15 protein-coding genes are annotated in these 21,325 nt (G+C 72.3%); 10 read left to right on the plus strand and 5 right to left on the minus strand.

What is annotated here, in order from left to right:
• Positions 1-91 precede the first annotated feature (91 nt).
• A complete protein-coding gene (gene tesB / locus ABZY44_RS32575; protein ID WP_356660186.1) occupies positions 92-970 on the minus strand; it encodes an acyl-CoA thioesterase II in 879 nt (292 codons plus the stop codon).
• A 41-nt stretch (positions 971-1,011) separates the two neighbouring features.
• Positions 1,012-2,169 (minus strand): acyl-CoA dehydrogenase family protein, encoded by a 1,158-nt coding sequence (locus ABZY44_RS32580; protein WP_356660188.1) that lies wholly within the window; start codon positions 2,167-2,169, stop codon positions 1,012-1,014.
• A 251-nt stretch (positions 2,170-2,420) separates the two neighbouring features.
• Here ABZY44_RS32580 and ABZY44_RS32585 point away from each other — a divergent pair, with 251 nt between their 5' ends.
• On the plus strand, positions 2,421-3,311 hold the full coding sequence (locus ABZY44_RS32585) for a hypothetical protein (RefSeq protein ID WP_356660190.1): 891 nt from the start codon (positions 2,421-2,423) through the stop codon (positions 3,309-3,311).
• Here ABZY44_RS32585 and ABZY44_RS32590 read toward each other — a convergent pair.
• Positions 3,308-4,855, minus strand: coding sequence for a PucR family transcriptional regulator (locus tag ABZY44_RS32590; RefSeq protein WP_356660192.1), 1,548 nt, complete (start codon positions 4,853-4,855; stop codon positions 3,308-3,310). The genes ABZY44_RS32585 and ABZY44_RS32590 overlap by 4 nt on opposite strands.
• 131 nt (positions 4,856-4,986) lie before the next feature.
• Here ABZY44_RS32590 and speB point away from each other — a divergent pair, with 131 nt between their 5' ends.
• From speB to ABZY44_RS32620, 6 genes are all read left to right on the plus strand, one after another.
• Positions 4,987-5,952: an agmatinase gene (gene speB, locus ABZY44_RS32595; RefSeq protein WP_356660194.1), complete on the plus strand. Its 966-nt coding sequence runs from the start codon at positions 4,987-4,989 to the stop codon at positions 5,950-5,952.
• Positions 5,953-6,002: 50 nt separating this feature from the next.
• The gene (locus ABZY44_RS32600; protein WP_356660196.1) at positions 6,003-7,670 is read left to right on the plus strand and encodes a thiamine pyrophosphate-binding protein; all 1,668 of its coding nucleotides are present in this window, start codon (positions 6,003-6,005) and stop codon (positions 7,668-7,670) included.
• A gap of 63 nt (positions 7,671-7,733) precedes the next feature.
• The gene (locus ABZY44_RS32605) at positions 7,734-8,177 is read left to right on the plus strand and encodes a hypothetical protein (RefSeq protein ID WP_356660198.1); all 444 of its coding nucleotides are present in this window, start codon (positions 7,734-7,736) and stop codon (positions 8,175-8,177) included.
• A gap of 8 nt (positions 8,178-8,185) precedes the next feature.
• Positions 8,186-10,336 carry a DUF6571 family protein gene (locus ABZY44_RS32610; RefSeq protein ID WP_356660200.1) on the plus strand — a complete coding sequence of 717 codons (2,151 nt, stop codon included), beginning with the start codon at positions 8,186-8,188 and terminating at the stop codon, positions 10,334-10,336.
• Positions 10,317-10,997: a hypothetical protein gene (locus ABZY44_RS32615; RefSeq protein ID WP_356660202.1), complete on the plus strand. Its 681-nt coding sequence runs from the start codon at positions 10,317-10,319 to the stop codon at positions 10,995-10,997. The genes ABZY44_RS32610 and ABZY44_RS32615 overlap by 20 nt, the downstream gene beginning before the upstream one ends.
• A 202-nt stretch (positions 10,998-11,199) precedes the next feature.
• Positions 11,200-15,015 (plus strand): ABC transporter ATP-binding protein, encoded by a 3,816-nt coding sequence (locus ABZY44_RS32620; RefSeq protein WP_356660204.1) that lies wholly within the window; start codon positions 11,200-11,202, stop codon positions 15,013-15,015.
• A gap of 93 nt (positions 15,016-15,108) precedes the next feature.
• On the opposite strand, the gene ABZY44_RS32625 is transcribed toward ABZY44_RS32620, so the two are convergent.
• On the minus strand, positions 15,109-15,663 hold the full coding sequence (locus ABZY44_RS32625; RefSeq protein ID WP_356660206.1) for an EF-hand domain-containing protein: 555 nt from the start codon (positions 15,661-15,663) through the stop codon (positions 15,109-15,111).
• Positions 15,664-15,762: 99 nt separating this feature from the next.
• Here ABZY44_RS32625 and ABZY44_RS32630 point away from each other — a divergent pair, with 99 nt between their 5' ends.
• The 3 genes from ABZY44_RS32630 to ABZY44_RS32640 all read left to right on the plus strand — a co-directional run bounded on the left by ABZY44_RS32630 (position 15,763) and on the right by ABZY44_RS32640 (position 19,381).
• Positions 15,763-17,346, plus strand: coding sequence for an aldehyde dehydrogenase (locus tag ABZY44_RS32630; protein ID WP_356660208.1), 1,584 nt, complete (start codon positions 15,763-15,765; stop codon positions 17,344-17,346).
• A gap of 82 nt (positions 17,347-17,428) precedes the next feature.
• Positions 17,429-17,830, plus strand: a complete 402-nt coding sequence (locus ABZY44_RS32635) for a hypothetical protein (RefSeq protein WP_356660210.1) — start codon at positions 17,429-17,431, stop codon at positions 17,828-17,830.
• An 84-nt stretch (positions 17,831-17,914) separates the two neighbouring features.
• The gene (locus ABZY44_RS32640) at positions 17,915-19,381 is read left to right on the plus strand and encodes a S28 family serine protease (RefSeq protein ID WP_356660212.1); all 1,467 of its coding nucleotides are present in this window, start codon (positions 17,915-17,917) and stop codon (positions 19,379-19,381) included.
• A 106-nt stretch (positions 19,382-19,487) separates the two neighbouring features.
• Here ABZY44_RS32640 and ABZY44_RS32645 read toward each other — a convergent pair whose 3' ends face one another.
• Positions 19,488-21,239, minus strand: a complete 1,752-nt coding sequence (locus tag ABZY44_RS32645) for a glycoside hydrolase family 3 N-terminal domain-containing protein (RefSeq protein WP_356660214.1) — start codon at positions 21,237-21,239, stop codon at positions 19,488-19,490.
• Positions 21,240-21,325 lie beyond the last annotated feature (86 nt).

The following is a 21,325-nucleotide window of genomic DNA, read 5'->3' on the forward strand; positions in this document are numbered from 1 at the left end:
CATTCGTCAGTTCATGCCGACGCACCATGACGGCTTCCTGCCCAGAACAGCGGTAGATCCACCATGCCAGGCAAGAGCCATCAGACACTGCCTAGGCGCGCGGGACGCGCACCACGCCCTCCTGGATGACCGTCACGGCCAGCCGGCCGTCCTGGGTCCAGATCCGGGCCTGGCCCAGCCCCCGGCCGGCGGCCGCCGAGGGCGACTCCTGGTCGTACAGCAGCCACTCGTCCGCGCGGAACGGCCGGTGGAACCACATCGCGTGGTCCAGCGAGGCGCCGACCACGTCGCCGACCGCCCAGCCGCCGCGCCCGTGGGCCAGCAGGACCGAGTCGAGCAGGGTCATGTCCGAGACGTACGTGGCCAGGCAGGTGTGCAGCAGCGGATCGGCGCTGTCCAGCTTGCCGGCGGTTCGGAACCACACCTGCGAGCGCGGTTCGACCGGTTCGCCGACGCTGCCCCAGGGCGGAACCGTCGCGTAGCGCAGGTCCACCGCGCCGCGGGCCTCGATCAGCCGTTCCACGGTGCCCGGGTCGCGGAAGACCTCGCGGTAGAGGGGGAGCGATTCGGCGGCCGTCGGCAGGGTCTCGGGATCGGGCGCGTCGGGCATCGCGGCCTGGTGGTCGAGGCCTTCCTCGTCCGTCTGGAAGGAGGCGGAGAGGTGGAAGATCGGCTGTCCGTGCTGGACGGCGACGACCCGGCGGGTGGTGAAGGAGCGCCCGTCACGGATCCGGTCCACCGAGTACACGATGGGCGCGCCGGGGTCGCCGGCGCGCAGGAAGTACGAGTGCAGCGAGTGCGCCGTCCGGTCCTCGGGCACGGTACGCCCGGCGGCGACCAGGGCCTGGGCGGCGACCTGGCCGCCGAAGACCCGCGGTACCAGCGCCGAACGGCTGGTACCGCGGAAGATGTTCTCCTCGATCTGCTCGAGGTCGAGCAGATCGAGGAGCGTCGTCAGTGCCTCGTTCATGGGGTGAAGGCGCTGTTCCTTCTTCTGTCCTCTGTCCGGCCTTACAGGCCCATCGACTTGGCGATGATGGACTTCATGACCTCGCTGGTGCCGCCGTAGATGCGGTTCACGCGGTTGTCGGCGTACAGGCGGGCGATCGGGTACTCGTTCATGTAGCCGTAGCCGCCGTGCAGCTGGAGGCACTTGTCGATGACGCGGTGCGCGACCTCGGTGCAGAACAGCTTCGCGGACGCGGCCTCGGCCGCCGTCAGCTCGCCGGCGTCCAGGGCCTCCAGGGCGCGGTCGGCGACGGCCTCGGCGGCGTCCACCTCGGCCTGGCAGGCGGCCAGTTCGAACTTGGTGTTCTGGAAGTGCGCGACCGGCTTGCCGAAGACGGTGCGCTCCGTCACGTACTGCTGGGCGAAGCGGATGGCGGCCTTGGACTGCGCGTAGGCGCCGAAGGCGATGCCCCAGCGCTCGGACGGCAGGTTGGCGCCGAGGTAGTAGAAGCCCTTGTTCTCCTCGCCCAGCAGGTCCTCGACCGGGACCTTGACGTCGACGAACGCCAGCTCGGCGGTGTCGGAGGTGCGCAGGCCCAGCTTGTCGAGCTTGCGGCCGATCGAGTAGCCCTCGGACTTGGTGTCCACGGCGAAGAGGGAGATGCCGAAGCGGCGGTCGTCCGCGCTGGGGGCGGAGGTGCGGGCGCAGACGATCACGCGGTCGGCGTGCACGCCGCCCGTGATGAAGGTCTTGGAGCCGTTGAGGACGTAGTGCGTGCCGTCCTCGGAGAGCTTGGCGGTGGTCTTCATGCCCGCGACGTCGGACCCGGTGCCCGGCTCGGTCATCGCCAGGGCCCACATCTCCTCGCCGGAGACGAACTTCGGCAGGAAGCGCTTCTTCTGCTCGACGTCGGCCAGCATCTTGAGGTACGGGAGGGCGAGCAGTACGTGCACGCCGGAGCCGCCGAAGTTGACGCCCGCGCGGGAGGTCTCCTCGTAGAGGACGGCCTCGAACTTGTGCGTGTCCAGGCCCGCGCCGCCGAACTCCTCGGGGACGTTGATCCCGAAGATGCCCAGCTCGCCGAGCTTGTAGTAGAACTCGCGCGGGGCCTGGCCGGCCGCGAACCACTCGTCGTACACGGGGACGACCTCGGCCTCGATGAAGGCGCGGATGGTCTCGCGGAACGCCTCGTGGTCCTCGTTGAAAACGGTACGGCGCACAGCCGGCTCCCTTCGGGTCGCGGCGGTCCGCCGCCTATGTCTAAGCGCTTGCTCATAGCTAAGTTACCCGGCGGTCACTCGGGCTGTCCAGGGCGGCGGACGTGACCTCGGAGACCTTTCCGCGGGCTCCGCGCGGCCTGCAGCGCGGCTCGAGCCACGGTGAGTGGCCGGATACCCCCTTCTGCGTCACCGGCGTCCCCGGATTGACTCGTCGCTCCGGTTCCACGTCCCCCACGGAAAAAGGGAAGCGCATGTTCAGGAGGCTGTTCTTCAGGAGGCTGTTCTTCAGGAGGGTGTCGGGCTTCGCGGCGGCCCTGGCGGTCACCGCGGTGCTCGGCGCGGGCACGGCCCACGCCGCACCGCAGGAGCCGCGCGCGCAGAAGCGCGTGTACAACGGGATGCAGATCGCCTTCAACGCCGCCTACCCCGACGCCTTCTGCACCATCGGGGCCGTCGGCGACGACGACTACGGGCGGAAGATCGCCATATCGGCCGGGCACTGCGTCAGCGGGCCCGAGTACGCCGACCGCGACCTCCACGAGGACATCATCCCCGTCTACCACCGGCAGGACATCGGCTACGGGCCCATCGGGTACGTCCGCTACTTCAAGGACCCGGAGGGGTCCATGACCGGGCACCTCACCAAGGACTACATGGTCATCGAGCTGGCGGCGAGCGTGACGCCCTCCTCCCAGGGGCCGCACCTGAAGCAGACCGGGAACCTCGAGGTGCCCGGCGGGATCCCCAGCCCGAACGCCCTCAGCCCCGCGCTGAACAGCGAACGGCTGCTCGGGGCGGCCTGGTTCAACAACAACGAGCTGCTCGTCTCCGGCCAGCTGGGCGTCTGGTACGGCCGGATCACCAACAACGACCGGGGCATCTACCAGGCCCACACCCAGCACAAGGCCGGCGACTCGGGCGGGCCCACGATCTGGCACGTGCCGGGGACGGCGTACCCCTCCGAGGCCAACGGATTCAAGGCCGAGGGCCCCTGGGCGGGCATCACCAAGGCGATCATCCTCGGGTTCCCCGCGTACGTGTACACGAGCTCGGCGAACATCCTGGCCGACCTGCGCGCCCGTGACGCCGCGGACCCCGCCGACGTCTTCGGCGCGGGCTTCGAGGTGACCTCCAACCCCTAAGCCGTCCCTTTCGGATCCTGCCGGGCCCGCGCCGTCCGGCGCAGCGCGAACCACAGGTCCATCCGGACGTCGGGGTCGTCCAGGTCGGCGCCCAGCAGCTCGGCGGCCCGGGCGACGCGCTGGCGGACGGTGTTGCGGTGGACGCCGAGCGCGGCGGCGGCGCGGTCCCAGCTGCCGTGGTGGGCCAGCCAGCCGCGCAGGGTGTCCCGGAGGGCGGGGGAGAGGGGCCCGAGCAGGGCCTCGGCGTGGGCGCGGGCCTCGGCCTCGCCGACCAGGCCCACGATCCCGGGGTCCGTGTGCCGGGCCAGCGGGGCGCGGGCCGACTCGGCGCGCTCCAGGGCTCGCGCGGCCTGCGCGTCGGCGCCGGCCAGGCCCTCGGGCCCGGTCGCGGCGCTCACCCCCAGCCGCCAGCCGGGCTGCGCGCCGGGCTCCCGGTCGGTGAGCAGCCGTACGACCGGCCCGCGCGGGTCCAGCAGTACGGTGCCCAGCGCGGCCGCAAGGGCCGGCGGGTCCCCGCCGCCGCGGGCGTGGACGGCGTACCAGGGCCCGGGGTCCAGCGCCTCGCCGGGCTCCCCGTCGAGCAGCAGCCGGGTCAGGGCGGCCGCCTGCGTCCCGCCGGCCGGACGGTCCGCGGTGAGGAGCGTCAGCAGGACCGCCGCCACCGAGGCGACGGTGTGGTCCCCGGGGGCCCGCGACGGAGTGGCCAGCGCGAGGGCCCGGCCTGCGCCGAGGGCGTGGGCGGCGAGGAGGAGGCCGCCGTGGGCGGCGGTGGCGGTGGCCGCCGCGCCGGGCGCCACACGGCGGGCGAGCGCGGCGAGCGCGGCCAGCGCCTCGGGCGGGGGCGGCGGCCCGGCGCAGACCGCCGGACCGGTCGGGGCCGCGGTTCCGGGCGGCGGTCCGGCCGTCGCCGCAGAGGTCCCCGTGTCCGGTGCCGGGCCGGTCGGGAGCAGCCCCGCCCAGCCGCCCAGGGTCGCCGCCAGCCGGCGCAGGACCGCCGCGACCGGGTCGGGGCGGGCGGCGGCGGCCGCCAGGGACTGCTGGGCCTCGTTGACCCGGCGGAGCTCGGCGGTCCGGGCCCGCGCCATCAGCCGCCAGACGCTCCGGCCGACCGCCGTGAACGGGGTTCCGGGCGGCACCTCGAGGAGGGGCAGCCCGTACCGGTCGCAGGCGTCGACGAGGGACGGCGGCACGGTCGCGTGCACCGGGGTCACGCCGAACCCGACGGCGGCGGCCCCGGCCCGGACGAGCCGGGCCACGTACGGCCCGGCGTCGGTCACGCCGCCGCCCGGACCATCGGTGAGGCCTTCGTGCGGACCGCCGTCCGGGCCGCTGTCCGGCGCCCCCCGCGGCTCCGCCCCCGCGAGGCCCGCGCCGGCCGTCAGAAGCAGCTCCCCGCCCAGCAGGTAAGGCGACGGATCCGCCATCTCGGAGGCGTGCACGCCGTGCACCTCGCCCCCGGCGGGTCCGGCCAGCTGCCGCAGCCCCAGCTCGTGGTCGGCGAGCAGCAGACCGAGCGCCACGGGCGGAGTGGGAGGGGCCTCCATGGATACTCCGTACACATCGAGGGGTCCGAGTAGATAAAACGTACACTTCGCGCCCCCTGGCCGTCGGCTTACGCTCGAAGCACCGCTTCGCACGAACCGCAGGACCCAGGACCACAGAAGGGCACCCCCTCATGAGCACGCAGCCGCGCGGACCCGTCGACTCCTCCCGCATCCCGCGCTACGCGGGCCCGGCGACCTTCGCCCGGCTGCCGCGCCTCGACGAGGTCGGATCCGCCGACGTCGCCGTCGTCGGCGTGCCCTTCGACTCCGGTGTCTCCTACCGCCCCGGCGCCCGCTTCGGCGGCAACGCCATCCGCGAGGCCTCGCGCCTGCTGCGCCCCTACAACCCGGCGCAGGACGCGTCCCCCTTCGCGCTCGCCCAGGTGGCGGACGCCGGCGACATCGCCGTGAACCCCTTCAACATCAACGAGGCCGTCGACCAGGTCGAGGCCGCCGCCGACGACCTGCTCTCCTCCGGTTCCCGCCTGATGACCCTGGGCGGCGACCACACCATCGCGCTCCCGCTGCTCCGCTCCGTCGCCAAGAAGCACGGCCCGGTGGCCCTGCTGCACTTCGACGCGCACCTGGACACCTGGGACACGTACTTCGGCGCCGAGTACACGCACGGCACGCCGTTCCGCCGCGCCGTCGAGGAGGGCATCCTCGACACCGAGGCGCTGTCCCACGTCGGCACGCGCGGCCCGCTGTACGGCAAGCAGGACCTGGACGACGACGCCAAGATGGGCTTCGGCATCGTCACCTCCGCCGACGTCTACCGCCGTGGCGCCGACGAGGTCGCGGACCAGCTGCGCCAGCGCATCGGCGACCGTCCGCTGTACATCTCGATCGACATCGACGTGCTGGACCCGGCGCACGCCCCCGGCACGGGCACGCCGGAGGCCGGCGGCATGACCTCCCGCGAGCTGCTGGAGATCATCCGCGGGCTGTCCTCCTGCAATCTCGTTTCCGCCGACGTCGTCGAGGTCGCCCCGGCGTACGATCACGCCGAGATCACCTCGGTCGCGGCCTCGCACACCGCGTACGAGCTCACCACGATCATGAGCCGCCAGATCTCTGCCGCCCGGCAGGGTCGGTAGGCACAGTGCTCGCTGCGGCGAGGGCGAACCCGAAGGGCGAGTAAGCGCACGTGACGCACGACCACGACCTGGTACTCCGTCCCACCGATGCCGAGAGGGCGGCGGCGCTCGCGCCGCCGCCGGGGCGGACCGGCGGGGACCTGGTCGTGGAGACGCTGCGCTCGCTCGGCGCGACCACCCTCTTCGGGCTGCCGGGACAGCACGCGCTGGGCCTCTTCGACGCGGTCGGCCGCTCCGACCTGCGGCTGATCGGGCTGCGTACGGAGAACAACGCGGGCTTCGCGGCCGACGCCTACGGCCGGATGACGGGCGAGGCGGTGCCGCTGCTGCTCTCCACCGGTCCGGGCGCGCTGATGGCGCTCCCCGCGCTCGCCGAGGCCGCCGCGGCCTCCGCCCCCGTCCTGGCGATCTCCTCGCAGGTCCCGACGCCGGGGCTGGGCGGTGGCCGGCGCGGCCACCTGCACGAACTGCGGGACCAGGCGGCCTCCTTCCGTGACGTCGTCAAGTCCGTGCACGTCGCGCGCACCCCCTCCCAGATCCCCTCCGTGATCGCCGAGGCCTGGGAATCGGCGCTGACGGCCCCGCACGGGCCGGTGTGGGTCGAGATCCCGGAGGACGTCCTGCGCGCGGAGACCGTCGTACCGCAGGTCACGGGCGTGGACGCGACCCCGCACGCACCGGCCCCGCGCCCGGAGCTCACCGCCCTGGCCGCGCACTGGCTGGAGAACGCCGAGCGCCCGGTGATCATCGCGGGCGGCGGCGTCGTCCGCTCGGACGCGGCGGGCAAGCTGAAGCAGCTGGCGGAACGCCTGAACGCCCCCGTGGTCACCACCTTCGGCGGCAAGGGCGCCTTCCCCTGGACCCACCCGCTCTCCCTCCAGTCCTGGCTGGAGGACCGCCACATGACGGACTTCCTGGAGGACGCGGACGTCCTGCTGGTCGTCGGCTCGGGCCTCGGGGAACTCTCCTCGAACTACCACACGTTCTTCCCCGGCGGCCGGATCGTCCAGATCGAGGCGGACCTCGGCAAGCTCGAGTCCAACCACGCCGGCCTCGGCATCCACGCGGACGCCCGCCTCGCCCTGCAGGCGCTCCTCGAAACCGTCGCCGAGCGCGAGGACCCGCGGGCCCCCGAGCGGGTCAGCCTGCTCCTCTCCTCCATCGCGGCCCGCCTGTCCACCCAGGACGTGGCCCTGGAGCAGCACCTGCTGACCTCGATCCGCGCCGCCCTCCCGCCGCGCTCCCCGTCCTTCTGGGACATGACGATCCTGTCCTACTGGGCCTGGTCCGCCTTCGACGCCCGGCACCCCAACACCATGCACTCGGCGCAGGGCGCGGGCGGCCTCGGCTACGCCTTCCCCGCGGCCCTCGGCGCCTGCCTCGCCGAACCGGGCACTCCGGTGCTGGCCGTCTCGGGCGACGGCGGCGCGATGTACTCGATCGCGGAGCTGGCCACGGCCCGCCAGCACGACCTGGACGTGACCTGGCTGATCGTCGACGACGGCGGCTACGGCATCCTGCGCGCGTACGGCAGCGAGACGGGCACGACCCTGCCCGGCCCCGACTTCGTGTCCCTGGCAGCCGCCTTCGACGTCCCGGCCACCGCCACCACCCCCGAATCCCTCCGCGAGGACCTGGCCGAGGCCCTCAAGACGCCGGGCCCCTCGGTGGTGGTACTTCCGGCCACCTTGAAGATGTTCGCCCCGACGCATGTCTGAAGGACGTCCCGAGGCTGGCTAGGGTGGCGGTGATCACGGCGGGACGAAGGACGAGGGGGAGCGGTGTCGTTCGAGGACGAGTGGAGCCGGCACAAGCAGACGGCGGGAGCCGGTGACCCGTCGCCGCAGATGAGCCTGGACCACGCCCCCGCCGACGGTGGCGTCCCCGCCGCACCCGGCAGCGGGTACGGCGTCCTGGCCACTGCCCCGCCCGAGAAGACGAAGGCCGCCAACACCATCGAGAACGTCCTGCAGCCCGGCACGACCAAGGCCGCGGACGCCGCCGACGAGCCGACCCGCGGCGCCGTCAAGGCCTTCACCGGCTGGGAGACGGCGACCGGCCTGACCAAGGCCCACACGCAATGGGACGACCAGGTGAAGCGCCTGATGGGACGCCTGAACTCGGAGAAGACGTCCCTGCGCGGCGCCTCGAACCTGTTCACCGGGAACGACCAGCTGACCGGCCAGGGCTTCCTGCCGGTGCAGTCCAAGGTCGCGGGACTGTAGGGGGAGACGTGCCGAACTACTCCGAGATCCTGCAGACGGACCTCTCCGCGCTCACCACGGCCGCCGACGGCTGGAAGGCCATGGCGACGCAGTTCAAGACCCTGGAGGGGGTCTACAAGGACGAGGTCCAGAGCGTCTCCGCGGGCGATGCCTGGCTGGGAACCAGCCAGCAGACCGCATCCTCCAACTCCGCCATCACGCGGCGCGAGTTCGCGTCCGCGCAGACGGAGGCCCTGGCCATGGAGTCCCTGCTCCGTGACGCGCACGCCCGTTTCACGGACCTCAAGGGACGGCTGGTTTCGGCCGTATCGGACGCCCGGGCCGCCGGTATGAAGGTCTCGGACAGCGGCGTCGCGAGCTACGACTACTCCAAGGCCGACGCCGCCACCGCCAACGCGGTGCGCCACGACCCCGACCTCCCGGAGGTCGAGCGGTCCTGGACGAGCCGGATCGCGGACGCCGTCAAGGCGGTCACGGAGTTCGACGAGGACGTCAAGACCGCCCTGATGAACGCGTCGGGCGCCGACGGGACCTCGATGTTCGGCTTCAACTCCAAGCCCGTCAACGACGTCGAGGCCGTGGAGGCGCTCGCCCTCACCCAGAAGATCCGTGACGGCAAGGCCTCCCCGGAAGAGCTCGCGCACTACGACGAACTGCTGCGGCAGAACTCCAAGGACAAGCACTTCAGCGAGGCGTACCTGAACTCGCTGGGAGCCAAGGACACCATCCACCTCGCCGACCAGATGAACCTGGCGTCCAACGAGCGCGGCGCGTCGGCGGCGGACAAGAAGCTCTACGAGTCGATCAACTCCCACCTCGCGGGCACGATCGCCTCGGGCACCAAGGACCCGGACAGCTACGCCTACAAGCCCTTCATGGCCGGCCTCAAGGAGCAGGGCCCGCAATTGGTCGACGACGGCGTGCTCCCCTTGCACGGCTACCAGGCACTGGTCACGCTCATGTCGAAGGGCGACGGCTACGGCAAGCAGTTCCTCAACGACCTCGGCGACGGCATGATCGAGGCCGAGAAGTCGAAGCCGCACATGTACGACCACGCCTACGACTCCCAGCGCCCGAACCTGGTCTCCGACCCCCTGGACGGGCTCCTCGGCATCATGGCCAAGGACCCGGACGCGGCGACGTACTTCCTGGACCCCGAGGCGCCCGGCAACAAGAACGCGCACCTGAAGTACATGCTCGACGAGCGCGACATGCCCGACCCCTGGATCTCGACGGCCGTCGGCCCGCCGATCGAGATGCACGGCGACAAGACGGCCGGCCTCGGCGCCGCCCTCCAGGCGGCGGCCACCGGCCACGTGGACGGCGAGAAGCTGGGCCCGCCCGGCCCGCACACGGAGGGCCAGGCGCGGGTGATGCACGAGGCGATCCAGCTGCTCGACGGCGACATGAAGGGCGACGAGTTCAAGGACGACCTCGAGGGCCTGCGCCAGCCGATGGCGAAGGCGCTGGTCGACTACGTGGCCGACACCCACGAGATCCTCGGCGGCCAGAACTCGGACCTGGGCGGCATCAGCGGCAACGACTCGATCCACGGTTCGGGTGACAAGTCCCAGATCGCGGTGGGTCAGGGCAGCCTGATCCGAGTGATGCGCGGCATCGCGGACGACGGCCCGGCGTTCGCCCTCATGGTTGAGGCTGAACGGGTCTACTCGGCGGATCAGCTCGCGACCACCGACACCTTCAAGGCCGGCTCGCCGCACGAGTCCAGCGCCCAGTGGGACAACCGTGCGCACGACATCGGTACGGCAGCCGGAGCTCTCAACGGCATCGGCGCCGACGTCTACAACGACAAGGAAGACGACGCGGTCGAGTGGGCCGAGGGCACGTCCGAACATACGGCTGCCGCCGTGAACGGGCTCATCGGCGAGATCCCGGTCGTGGGCACGATCGGTGGCTCTCTGATCGACTCGCTCAAGTACGAGTGGGTCAAGGGCATGGCGGACGACGCCGAGGCGGCGAGCAAGCAGGATTCCAGCAACAACTACGGAGCGGGCGTCGATGCGACCAACAACATGTTGGATGCGTGGGGACGCGATCGGAAGATCAGCGGCGATTCTGCGTTCGATCACGCCAAGAACGAGGCGGGCGAGGGCTACACCTCGGGACGGGAAGCCGCTCGTGCACACCTCCATCCGTGACGTGATCAGGTTTCTCGGACGATCGACGGCCGCGCTCGTCTGTGGACTGACGCTCGCCTCGTGTACCTCGGGTGAGCCCGAGGCCAGGAGCGAGCAGTCCTGCGGGATCAGTCCTTCCTCGCAGGAGGGCCTTCTCCTGCGAGGCATCCTCCATGCGGAAACCTTCGAGACTCTGCTCTACAGCAGCACGCGCGAGGTGGCGGCGACGCTGCGACACACACTGCCGGAGACGAGCCCGGAGAAGCGGACGCATCAGAAGTCGACGTGCGCCCTGTGGGCGGCCGGACAGAACGGTGCTGACCGCGTGACATTCAGCTTCGGATGGGTCCCGCGCGCCTCCAAGGAAGTCGACGAGCAACTGTCCGAGGGGGTGCCGTTCGAGGCGGAGGGCGGAGCCTTCGGCCAGGCCAGCGCCACCGATACGGTCTTGTACGTCGGATGTGAGTTGCCCGCAGAACTCGGCGAGCCGTCGAAGTCGGCTTGGTTGCGCGCGAGGGCTTCGCACAACGTCAGCCCCCCTCGGACAGACATCGATCAAGCGGTTCGCGATCAGCAGACCGCCCTCACCTACCTCATGGCCCGCCGCATCACCGACGCCCTCGGCTGCGAGAACAAGCCGCTCGAGAAGCCCCCGGTCGTGAAGCCGCTCCCGACCCCCTGACGGTCGGTGCGGACCCCCGCCCCGCCGCACGGCCCCGGGGCCGCCCGGCGCCCGCGTCGCAGGCGGGCGGCAGTCCTCCACGGATGGTCCAGGCCGCCTCGCCCGGCTCCGGGTAAACCCGTTCGATTGTTGCGGCGGGATGAAATCCGCCGGTCGGAGCGTTGGCGCTTCCGGCAGGACAGGACGAACGGGGAGGCCTCACGTGGTGGCGGCAGAGACGGGAACAGGCGAGAAACAGGGCTGGGGCAGGCGGCTGGCCGCCTACACCTGGCGGTACAAGGCGAACGTTTTGCTCGCGCTCGGTTCCTCGCTCGGCGGCATGGCCGTCATGGCGCTGGTCCCGCTCGTCACCCGGGTGATCCTCGACGACGTCATCGGGGACAAGAGCAAGCCCATGGGCCCCTGGGCCGGCCTGCTCGTCGGCGCCGCGGTCCTCGTCTACGTCATGACCTACATCCGCAGGTACTACGGCGGCCGCCTCGCCCTCGACGTGCAGCACGACCTGCGCACCGACATGTACGACTCCATATCCCGCCTCGACGGCCGCCGCCAGGACGAGCTGTCCACCGGCCAGGTCGTCGGCCGTGCCACCAGCGACCTCCAGCTGATCCAGGGCCTGCTCTTCATGCTCCCGATGACCATCGGGAACTTCCTGCTCTTCGGGATATCCCTCGGGATCATGCTGTGGCTCTCGCCGCTGCTGACCGTGGTCGCCCTGCTCATGGCCCCCGCCCTGTGGTCCATCGCCAAACGCAGCCGCAAGAAGCTCTTCCCCGCCACCTGGTACGCCCAGAGCCAGGCCGCGGCCGTCGCCACCGTCGTCGACGGAGCCGTCACCGGCGTCCGCGTCGTCAAGGGCTTCGGGCAGGAGGAGCAGGAGACCGGCAAGCTCCGCGCGGCCGGCCGCCGGCTCTTCGCCGGGCGGATGCGCAGCATCCGGCTGAACTCGCGCTACACCCCCGCCCTGCAGGCCGTACCCGCCCTCGGGCAGGTCGCCATGCTGGCCCTCGGCGGATGGATGGCCACCAAGGGCCAGGTCACCCTCGGTACCTTCGTCGCCTTCTCCACCTACCTCGCCCAGCTCGTCGGCCCCGTCCGCATGCTCGCCATGGTCCTCACCGTCGGCCAGCAGGCCCGCGCCGGCGTCGAGCGGGTCTTCGAGCTCATCGACACCGAGCCGGTGATCCGGGAGGGCACCGAGCGGCTCCCCGACGACGCGCCCGCCACCGTCGCGTTCGAGGACGTCCGCTTCGGGTACGACCCCGAGCGCCCCGTCCTCGACGGCTTCTCGCTCGAGGTCCGGGAAGGCGAGACCGTCGCCCTCGTCGGCTCCTCCGGCAGCGGCAAGTCCACCGTCGCCCTCCTCCTTCCCCGTTTCTACGACGCCGACCACGGCGCCGTCCGCGTCGGCGGCCACGACGTGCGCGAGCTGACCTACGACTCGCTGCGCGGCGCGATCGGCCTGGTCCCCGAGGACTCCTTCCTCTTCTCCGACACCATCCGCGCCAACATCGCCTACGGGCACCCGGAGGCCACCGACGAACAGGTCGTGGCCGCCGCCCGCGCCGCCCAGGCCGAAGGCTTCGTCGAGGCCCTCCCCGCCGGGTTCGACACCAAGGTCGGCGAGCAGGGCCTGACCCTCTCCGGCGGCCAGCGCCAGCGCATCGCGCTCGCCCGGGCCATCCTCACCGACCCCCGCCTGCTGCTCCTGGACGACGCCACCTCCGCCGTCGACGCCCGTGTGGAACACGAGATCCACGAGGCGCTGCGGGCCGTCATGGCGGGCCGCACCACCCTGCTCATCGCCCACCGCCGCTCCACGCTCGCGCTCGCCGACCGGATCGCCGTACTGGAGCACGGGCGGCTCGCCGACATCGGCACGCACGAGGAGCTGGAGCACCGGTCCGCCCTGTACCGGCGGCTGCTGACCGACCCCGACGCCCTCGGTTCCGCGTCCCCGCAGACCCCGGACGCGCCCGCCATGGCCGAGTTCGAGCGCGATCTCGAGCGTGAGCGCGAGCGCGACCGGGACATCGAGCGGGACATCGAGCTCGAAGCCGAGATCGACTCCGAACCCGTCAACGCCAAGCGCCGCGTGGCCGGCGGGGTCACGCCCGAGCTGTGGCAGCGGCAGGAGGAGGCGGACGAGAAGACCACCGCCCCGCCCGGCATGTCCGCCACGCCGGAACTGCTCGCGCAGGTGGCCGCGCTGCCGCCGGCCGACGACACCCCCGAGGTGGACGAGTCCCGTGCCGCGTCCGCCGAGGACAGCTACAACCTGGGCCGCCTCCTCCGCGGCTTCTGGGCGCCGCTCGCGATCTCCCTGGCCCTCGTGGCCGTGGACGCCGGATCCGGGCTGCTCCTGCCCATCCTGATCCGGCACGGGATCGACCAGGGCGTCGAACAGGCGGCCCTCGCGGCCGTCTGGGTGGCGGCCGGCCTCGCGCTGGCCGTGGTCCTCGCCCAGTGGGCGGCGCAGTTCGCCGAGACCCGGATGACGGGCCGCACCGGCGAGCGCGTCCTCTACTCCCTGCGCGTCAAGATCTTCGCCCAGCTCCAGCGCCTCGGCCTCGACTACTACGAGCGCGAGCTGACCGGCAAGATCATGACCCGGATGACGACCGACGTGGACGCCCTCTCCAGCTTCCTGCAGACCGGGCTCGTCACCGCCGTCGTCTCCGTCTTCACCTTCTTCGGCATCCTGGTCGCCCTGCTCGTCCTCGACCTCGAGCTGGCACTGATCGTCTTCGCCACCCTCCCCCTGCTGGTCCTCGGCACGTTCGTCTTCCGCCGCAAGTCGGTCGCCGCGTACGAGCTCGCCCGCGACCGGGTCGGCGTGGTCAACGCCGACCTCCAGGAGTCCGTGGCCGGGCTGCGCATCGTCCAGGCCTTCCGCCGCGAGAGCTCGGGTGCCGTCCGGTTCGCCGAGCGCAGCGACTCGTACCGCCAGGCGCGGGTCCGCGGCCAGTGGCTGATATCCGTCTACTTCCCGTTCGTCCAGCTGCTGTCCTCCGGGGCCGCGGCCGCCGTGCTGATCGTCGGCGCGGGCCGGGTGGAAGCCCAGACGCTCACCACCGGCGCGCTGGTCGCCTACCTGCTCTACATCGACCTGTTCTTCGCGCCCGTCCAGCAGCTCTCCCAGGTGTTCGACGGCTACCAGCAGGCCACCGTCTCGCTCGGCCGGATCCAGGACCTGCTGCGCGAGCGGACCAGCACCCCCCGCCCGGCCGGGCCCCGCCCGGTCCCGGACCTGCGCGGCGAGATCGCCTTCGAAGGGGTCCACTTCGCGTACGGCACGGCCGAGGAGCGCGGGGAGAAGGAGGAGGCGCTGGCCGGAATCAGCCTGCGGATACCCGCCGGACAGACCGTCGCCTTCGTCGGCGAGACCGGGGCCGGCAAGTCCACCCTGGTCAAGATGGTGGCCCGGTTCTACGATCCGACCTCCGGCCGGGTCACCGCCGACGGGGTGGACCTGCGCGAGCTGGACCTGACCGGATACCGCCACCGGCTGGGGGTCGTCCCGCAGGAGCCGTACCTCTTCCCGGGGACGGTCCGCGACGCCATCGCCTACGGACGGCCTGAGGCGAGCGACGCCGAGGTGGAGGCCGCCGCGCACGCGGTCGGTGCCCACGACATGATCGCCACCCTCGACGGCGGCTACCTGCACGCCGTCACCGAACGCGGCCGCAACCTCTCCGCCGGTCAGCGCCAGCTGATCGCGCTGGCCCGCGCCGAGCTCGTCGACCCCGACGTGCTGCTGCTCGACGAGGCCACCGCCGCCCTCGACCTCGCGACCGAGGCCCTGGTCAACCAGGCCACCGACCGGCTCGCCGGCAGGCGCACCACCCTGGTGGTGGCGCACCGGCTGACCACCGCCGCGCGCGCCGACCGGGTCGTGGTCATGGACCGGGGCCGGGTGGCCGAGGACGGCACCCACGCCGAACTGCTGGCCCGAGGCGGCCGGTACGCGGACCTGTGGCGGGCCTTCGTCGGGGAGGACGAGCACGCGGCGGCCTGAGCCCGGCCTGACGGCCGTGCCCGGCTCCCGGCCCCGGCGCGGCCCCCGGCCCCGCGGCCCCCGGCCCCGGCGCCCGGGACCCCGGCCGGGGCCTCAGAGCTCGCCGAACAGCAGGTTCCCCGGCGCGTCCTCGTCGGTGCCGGTGTAGTACGCGCGCACCGCGTCGAGGAGTTCGTCCACCGTGAGGGTGCCGTCCCCGTCCGCGTCGATCCGCCGGAACAGCGCCTCGGTGTCCGCGGTGGTCAGTCCGGTGTCGAAGGCCGTCTGCGCCGCGTGGAACTCCTCCGGGCTGATGCGCCCGTCGCCGTCGGTGTCGACGATCGTGAGGATCGCCCGCACCATCGGCCGGAACGAACGGTCGTAGGCGGGGCCGCCCTGGGCGTACAGCCGGGTCATGCCCGTCTTGTACTCCTCGGGCGTGACCTTGCCGTCGCGGTCCATGTCCAGCTCGGTGAACAGGTCCTGCCAGAAGTCGGTCAGCCCGCCCATCACCAGCGTCGCCTTCGGCGAGGTGGCCGGCTCCGCGAGGGCCGAGAGCAGGCGGGATCCCAGCGCGATGATGTCGTGCGCGTCGATCACACCGCTCCGGTCGGCGTCCAGGTGCGCGAAGGCGCGCTCCAGCTTGCGGTCGAGCAGGTCGTTCGGCATTTCAGTTGCCTTTCGTGACTACGGTGAGCGGTCGATGCGTCACCTAAAGTAGTCTCACTCTTGATCGTGAATTCCCGTTGTCCCGCTAGGAAGTTGTGGATGCACTCTTACGAGGTATGGGTGGCCGGCGAGGCGGAACCCGGAACCCGTTGGGTCTACTGGCCCCGGGTGGGTCAACTGCTGCGCGAGCCGTTCGAGGTGCTCGGTCTCAAGGCCCGGCTGGAACGCGGAGAGGACCTCCCGTGCGAGGACCGCCTGTTCGCCGGCCGCGTCGCCCTGTCGAGCCCCGAGCAGGGCCTGCGCGCCCTGGCCGCCGCCCGCGCCGCCCAGCCCGCTTGGGCGAGGGTCACCTTGGCCGACCGGCTGGAGCTGCTGCACGCGGTCCACCGCGCCGTCGTGGAGCGGCGCGACGAGCTGATCGCGCTGCTGGTCGCCGAGGGCCACCCCGTGCGGCTGGCAGGCTGGGAGCTGGACTCGGTGGCCTGCGCCTTCCACCCCGACTCCGTCGCCGACTTCGCCGCCCGGCTGCGGGAGCCCGAGCGGACCTCGGTGGGCCGACGGGTCCGCATGGTGCGCAAGCCCGACGGGGTGGTGTGCCTGAGTCCGCCGCGCAACGCCCCGACCTCCAACTCCTTCTACGGGGCCATGGTGCTGGCCGCGGGCAACAGCCTGGTGGTCAACGCGCCGCCGACCGCCCCGCTGGGCGTCGGCTTCGTCTACCGGGAGATCGTGGCCCCGGTCCTGGAGCGCCTCGGCGCCCCGCCCGGCACCCTGAGCGTGCTCTCGACGCACGCCCGCGCCGTCCTGCGCCAGTGGATGGACAGCCCCGACTGCGACGACCTCGTCTTCTTCGGGGGCTCCGAGCAGGGCCTCGCGCTGGAGCGGGAGTGCGTGGCCGCGGGGAAGAAGCCCGTACTCGAACTGTCCGGCAACGACGGCGTGCTGGTGTGGGACGACGCCGAGGCCGATCTCGCCGCCCGGGCCCTGTGCGAGCGGTACTACGGCTCCGGGCAGATCTGCATGACCCCGAAGTTCGCCATCGTCCACCCGGAGGCCGCGGACCGGCTGCTGAAGGAACTGCTGGAGCGGGTGCGGGAGATCCGGCCCGGTCCGCCGGAGGATCCTCGGACGGTGCTGAGCCCGGTGGTCAAGCGGGCGGAGTTCACCGCCTTCCTCGACGAGGTGCTGGCGGCCGGCGGGGAACTGCTGTGCGGCGGCGAGTTCGTGGACGTGGACGACGTGCCGGCGACGGCGGGCCCCTTCATCCGCCCGGCGGTGGTCCGGGTGGACGGGCTGGCCACCGCGGGCCGACTGCGCGCCTTCCGCGAGGAGACCTTCTTCCCGCTGCTCTGCGTGGTCGTGCCCGAGGCTCCGGCCGCTCTCGACGAGGCCATCGCCTTCCTCAACGCGAACCGCTACGGCCTGCGCAACTCCCTGTGGGCACGCGACGAGCGGGTCATCGAGCGGTTCTGCGACGAAGTGGTCAACGGCGGCATGCTGAAGGTCAACGACTCCCACATCGGCTGCCTGCCGGTGCTCCCCTACAACGGCGGCACGGGCGCCACGGGCGGGGTCTTCGGCGAGGCGAACCAGCCGGCCGTGCGGACCACCCACCTCCAGTCGATCGCCGTCGCCACCCTGGTCCGGCCCCGGGAGTCGGTCTTCGACCACGCGGCGGGCTGAATCCTTGTCCGGCGCAACCTTTCGGAGGGGTTCGACGTCGTACGTGCGTACGCACGGGGTACGTACGACCGATGGAGGCAGCGTGTTCGAGTCGTGGGGCCGGCGCGGCCGGCGGGCCGGCCGGCTGGGCGTCTGTGCGGCGGCGCTCTGGCTCGGCGCGGGCATGCTGCTCGCGGCGGTGCCGGCGCAGGCGGCGACCGGCAGGTGCGCGGGGGAGCTCGTGCGGACGCTGCCGTTCTCGACGGGCGAGGTGCGCCTGTACAAGACCCGTGACCGGGCCTGCGCGCTGGCCGTCGCCCGCGAACCGGGCGAGCGCCGTCCGATGTCGGTGAGCCTCCAGCCGCGCGGCGGCCATCCGGTCGGCACCATGGGTCGATTCACCCGGTATGTCGGGCCCGTCAGCGTCCACACGATCCACCGCTGCGTGTACGTGAAGGGGAGCGTGGGGGCCGGATCTGTCGATTCCGGCTGGATCCTGTGCTGACGGTGCGACCCAACAGGGTCTGGTCAGCCGTGCGTTGACCCGGCTAGGTTCACGGCGACCGAAGTGAACTCAAGGGGAGGGTGAATGCGCAAGACGCTCGGATGGCTGCTGTCGCTCGTGGTGCTCATCGGCACCATGGGCGCGGCCGGCTTCACGGCACAAGCGGCCACCGCCGCGGAGCCGGCCGCCGCCACGGATGCCACCGCCGCCACCGCTGCCACGGCCGCGGACATCAAGGACCAGATCCTCGCCATCCCGGGGATGACCCTGATCGAGGAGAAGCCGTACCCCGGCTACCGCTTCTTCGTACTGAACTACGAGCAGCCGGTGGACCACCGCGCGCCGTGGAAGGGCACCTTCAAGCAGCGCCTGACCCTGCTGCACAAGGACGTCTCGCGGCCCACGGTGTTCTTCACCTCCGGCTACAACGTCAACACCGCCCCGCGCCGCAGCGAGCCGACGACCATCGTCGACGGCAACCAGGTGTCGCTGGAGTATCGATTCTTCACCCCCTCCCGGCCCGATCCGGCCAACTGGGCGAACCTCGACATCTGGCAGGCCGCCAGCGACCAGCACCGGATCTTCACCGCCCTGAAGAAGGTCTACAAGAAGAACTGGCTCGCCACGGGCGGCAGCAAGGGCGGCATGACCGCCACGTACTACGAGCGCTTCTACCCGCGTGACATGGACGGTGTCGTCGCCTACGTCGCCCCCAACGACGTGGTCAACAAGGAGGACTCGGCCTACGACCGGTTCTTCGCCAAGGTCGGCACCAAGGAGTGCCGCGACAAGCTGAACGCGGTGCAGCGCGAGGCGCTCGTGCGCCGCGTCCCGCTCGAGGCCCTGTACGCGACGGCCGCCGCCGAGGCCGGCTGGACCTTCACCACCGTCGGCGACCTCGACAAGGCCTACGAGGCCGTCGTGCTCGACTACGTGTGGGCCTTCTGGCAGTACAGCCTGCTCGCCGACTGCGCCTCCGTCCCGGTCGCCGCGACCGCGACCGACCAGGAGATCTGGAACACGGTCGACGCGATCTCCGGCTTCTCGGCCTACGCCGACCAGGGGCTGGAGACGTACACGCCGTACTACTACCAGGCGGGCACGCAGCTCGGTTCGCCCGACATCAAGCAGTCCCACCTGGACGGCCTGAGCCGCTACGGCTACCAGCCGCCGCGCAATTTCGTGCCCCGCGACATCCCGATGACCTTCCAGCCCGCGGCGATGCGGGACGTGGACGACTGGGTCAAGAAGAACGCGAACCAGATGCTCTTCGTCTACGGACAGAACGACCCGTGGGGTGCGGAACCGTTCCACCTCGGGTACGGGGTCCGCGACAGCTACGTGATGATCGCGCCGGGCGCCAACCACGGCGCCAGCGTCTCCAAGCTCATGGAGAGCGAGAAGGCACTGGCCACCGCGAAGATCCTGCAGTGGGCAGGGGTGGCCCCGGCCGCCGCGCTCACCGGTCCGGCGGCGGCCGCGCCGCTGGCCGCGCCGGACGCGCAGCTCGACCAGCGGGACCTGGAGCGCGAGCCGATGCTGCGGCCGTAGGGCGCGCAGCGCTCAGGCAGCTCTCGCAGCAGCTCTCCGGCAGCACCTTTCCGGTGACGCCGGGGGAGGGCCCCCGGGGCCACGGGAGGCGTACGCCGTGCGGTACTCACGGTGCGTACGCCAGCCCGTGGCCCAGCGGGTAGCGGCCCGGCACCGGGACCGGGAGGCGCCCGGTGGGCCGTACGGCCCCGGTGACCACCCGGGCCGCCGCCCGCATCTCCACGTCCGTCCAGGTGTACGTCGCCAGCTCGGCCGCGCACTGCGGCAGCCGGGCCGGGTCGTACGGGTTGCGGATCGCCACCAGGACCACCGGCACCCCCGTGGCGAGCAGTTCCTCGACCAGCTCGCGCTGCGGGCTCTGGCCCTCCGGGACGTTGTACGTGCACACGAGCACGGCCGCGTGGCCGGGGGCGGCCGCCACCGCGCGGGCCGGCGGCAGCGCCGTGGCCCGGCAGCCCAGCGCCGACAGCTCCCGCGCCAGTACCGACGTGGGGGGTCCCGTCGTACCCGTGGGGGAGGCCGGGTCGGTCCCGGTGACCAGCAGCAGCGGCCGGGACGACGGGTCGACCGGCAGCAGCCGCACCGGATTGGCCAGCAGGGTCGTCGTACGGGCCGCGATCTCGTCGGCGGCGGCCAGGTGGGCCGGGATCCCGACGGCCGCGTCCACCGCCGCGGCGACCGCGCTGTTCGCGCCGGTCGTGACGCTCGGACTGCCCGTGGCGCTCGGACTGCCCGTGCCCGCCGGGCCGCCCGTGCCGGCTGTCGCGCCCGCTGCCCCCGCCCCGTCGAACAGGCCCCGGCGGCCCTTCAGTTCCAGGATCCGCAGCACCGACTCCTCGATCCGGGCGCGGGTCAGCTCGCCCGAGTCCAGGGCCGCCAGCACGCTGCGGTGCGCGAGTCCCAGGTCCGGCGGGTTCAGCAGCTGGTCGCAGCCCGCCTTCAGGGCCAGCACCGGGATCCGGTCGTCCCCGTACTTCTGGCGGACCCCGGCCATGTCGAGGGCGTCCGTGACCACCACCCCCCGGAAACCCAGCCGTTCGCGCAGGATGCCCGTGACGACGGGCCGGGAGAGGGTCGCCGGATCACCCGAAGGGTCGAGCGCCGGGAAGACGATGTGCGCCGTCATGACGACGTCCACGCCCGCCCGCACGGCCGCCCGGAACGGAGGCTCGTCGAGCTCCTCCCACTGCGCGCGGGTGTGCCGCATCAGCGGCAGCCCGACGTGACTGTCCGTCCCGGTGTCCCCGTGCCCCGGGAAGTGCTTCGCGGTGGCGGCCACCCCCGCGCCCTGGTACCCGCGGACCTGGGCGGCGACCAGGGCCGCCACGGCCCGCGGGTCGGCGCCGAAGGACCGTACGCCGATGACCGGGTTGGCGGGGTCCACGTTCACGTCGGCCACCGGCGCGTAGTCGTGCCGGATGCCCATCGCCGCCAGCTCGGTGCCCGCGATCCGCGCGGCCCGGCGGGCCCCGGCGGTGGACCCGCCGGCCCCCAGCGCCGCGGCCCCCAGGGCCATCGCGCCCGGGAGGAGCGTCGCGGGCTTCCCGACGCGAGCGACGGCGCCGTGCTCCTGGTCGATGGACAGGAGCAGGGGGATGCCCGCGCCGGAGGCCGCGGCCGCCCGCTGGAGGTCCGCCGACAGCTCGGCGATCTGGTGCGGGGTACGGGTGTTGTGCGCCCAGCCGAAGTAGACGATCCCGCCGAGGTGGTAGCGGGAGACCAGCTCGGCGGCGGTGCGCACGCCGAACAGCGCCAAGTTCTGCTCGGCGTCGGCAGGATCGGGATCGGTCGCCGAATGCCCGTACGCCCGCGAGACGAAGAGCTGTCCGACCAGTTCGGCCGGGCTCATCCGGGTCATGGCGTCCCGCAGCGCCGCCCGGCCGGCAGGGGCAGCGCCCCCGTCGCCGGGCCGCGCGCCGCCCGGCCGGTGGTCGTCGGGCGCCG

It is taken from the genome of Streptomyces sp. NPDC006544 (genome assembly GCF_040611715.1).
GTDB lineage: Bacteria > Actinomycetota > Actinomycetes > Streptomycetales > Streptomycetaceae > Streptomyces.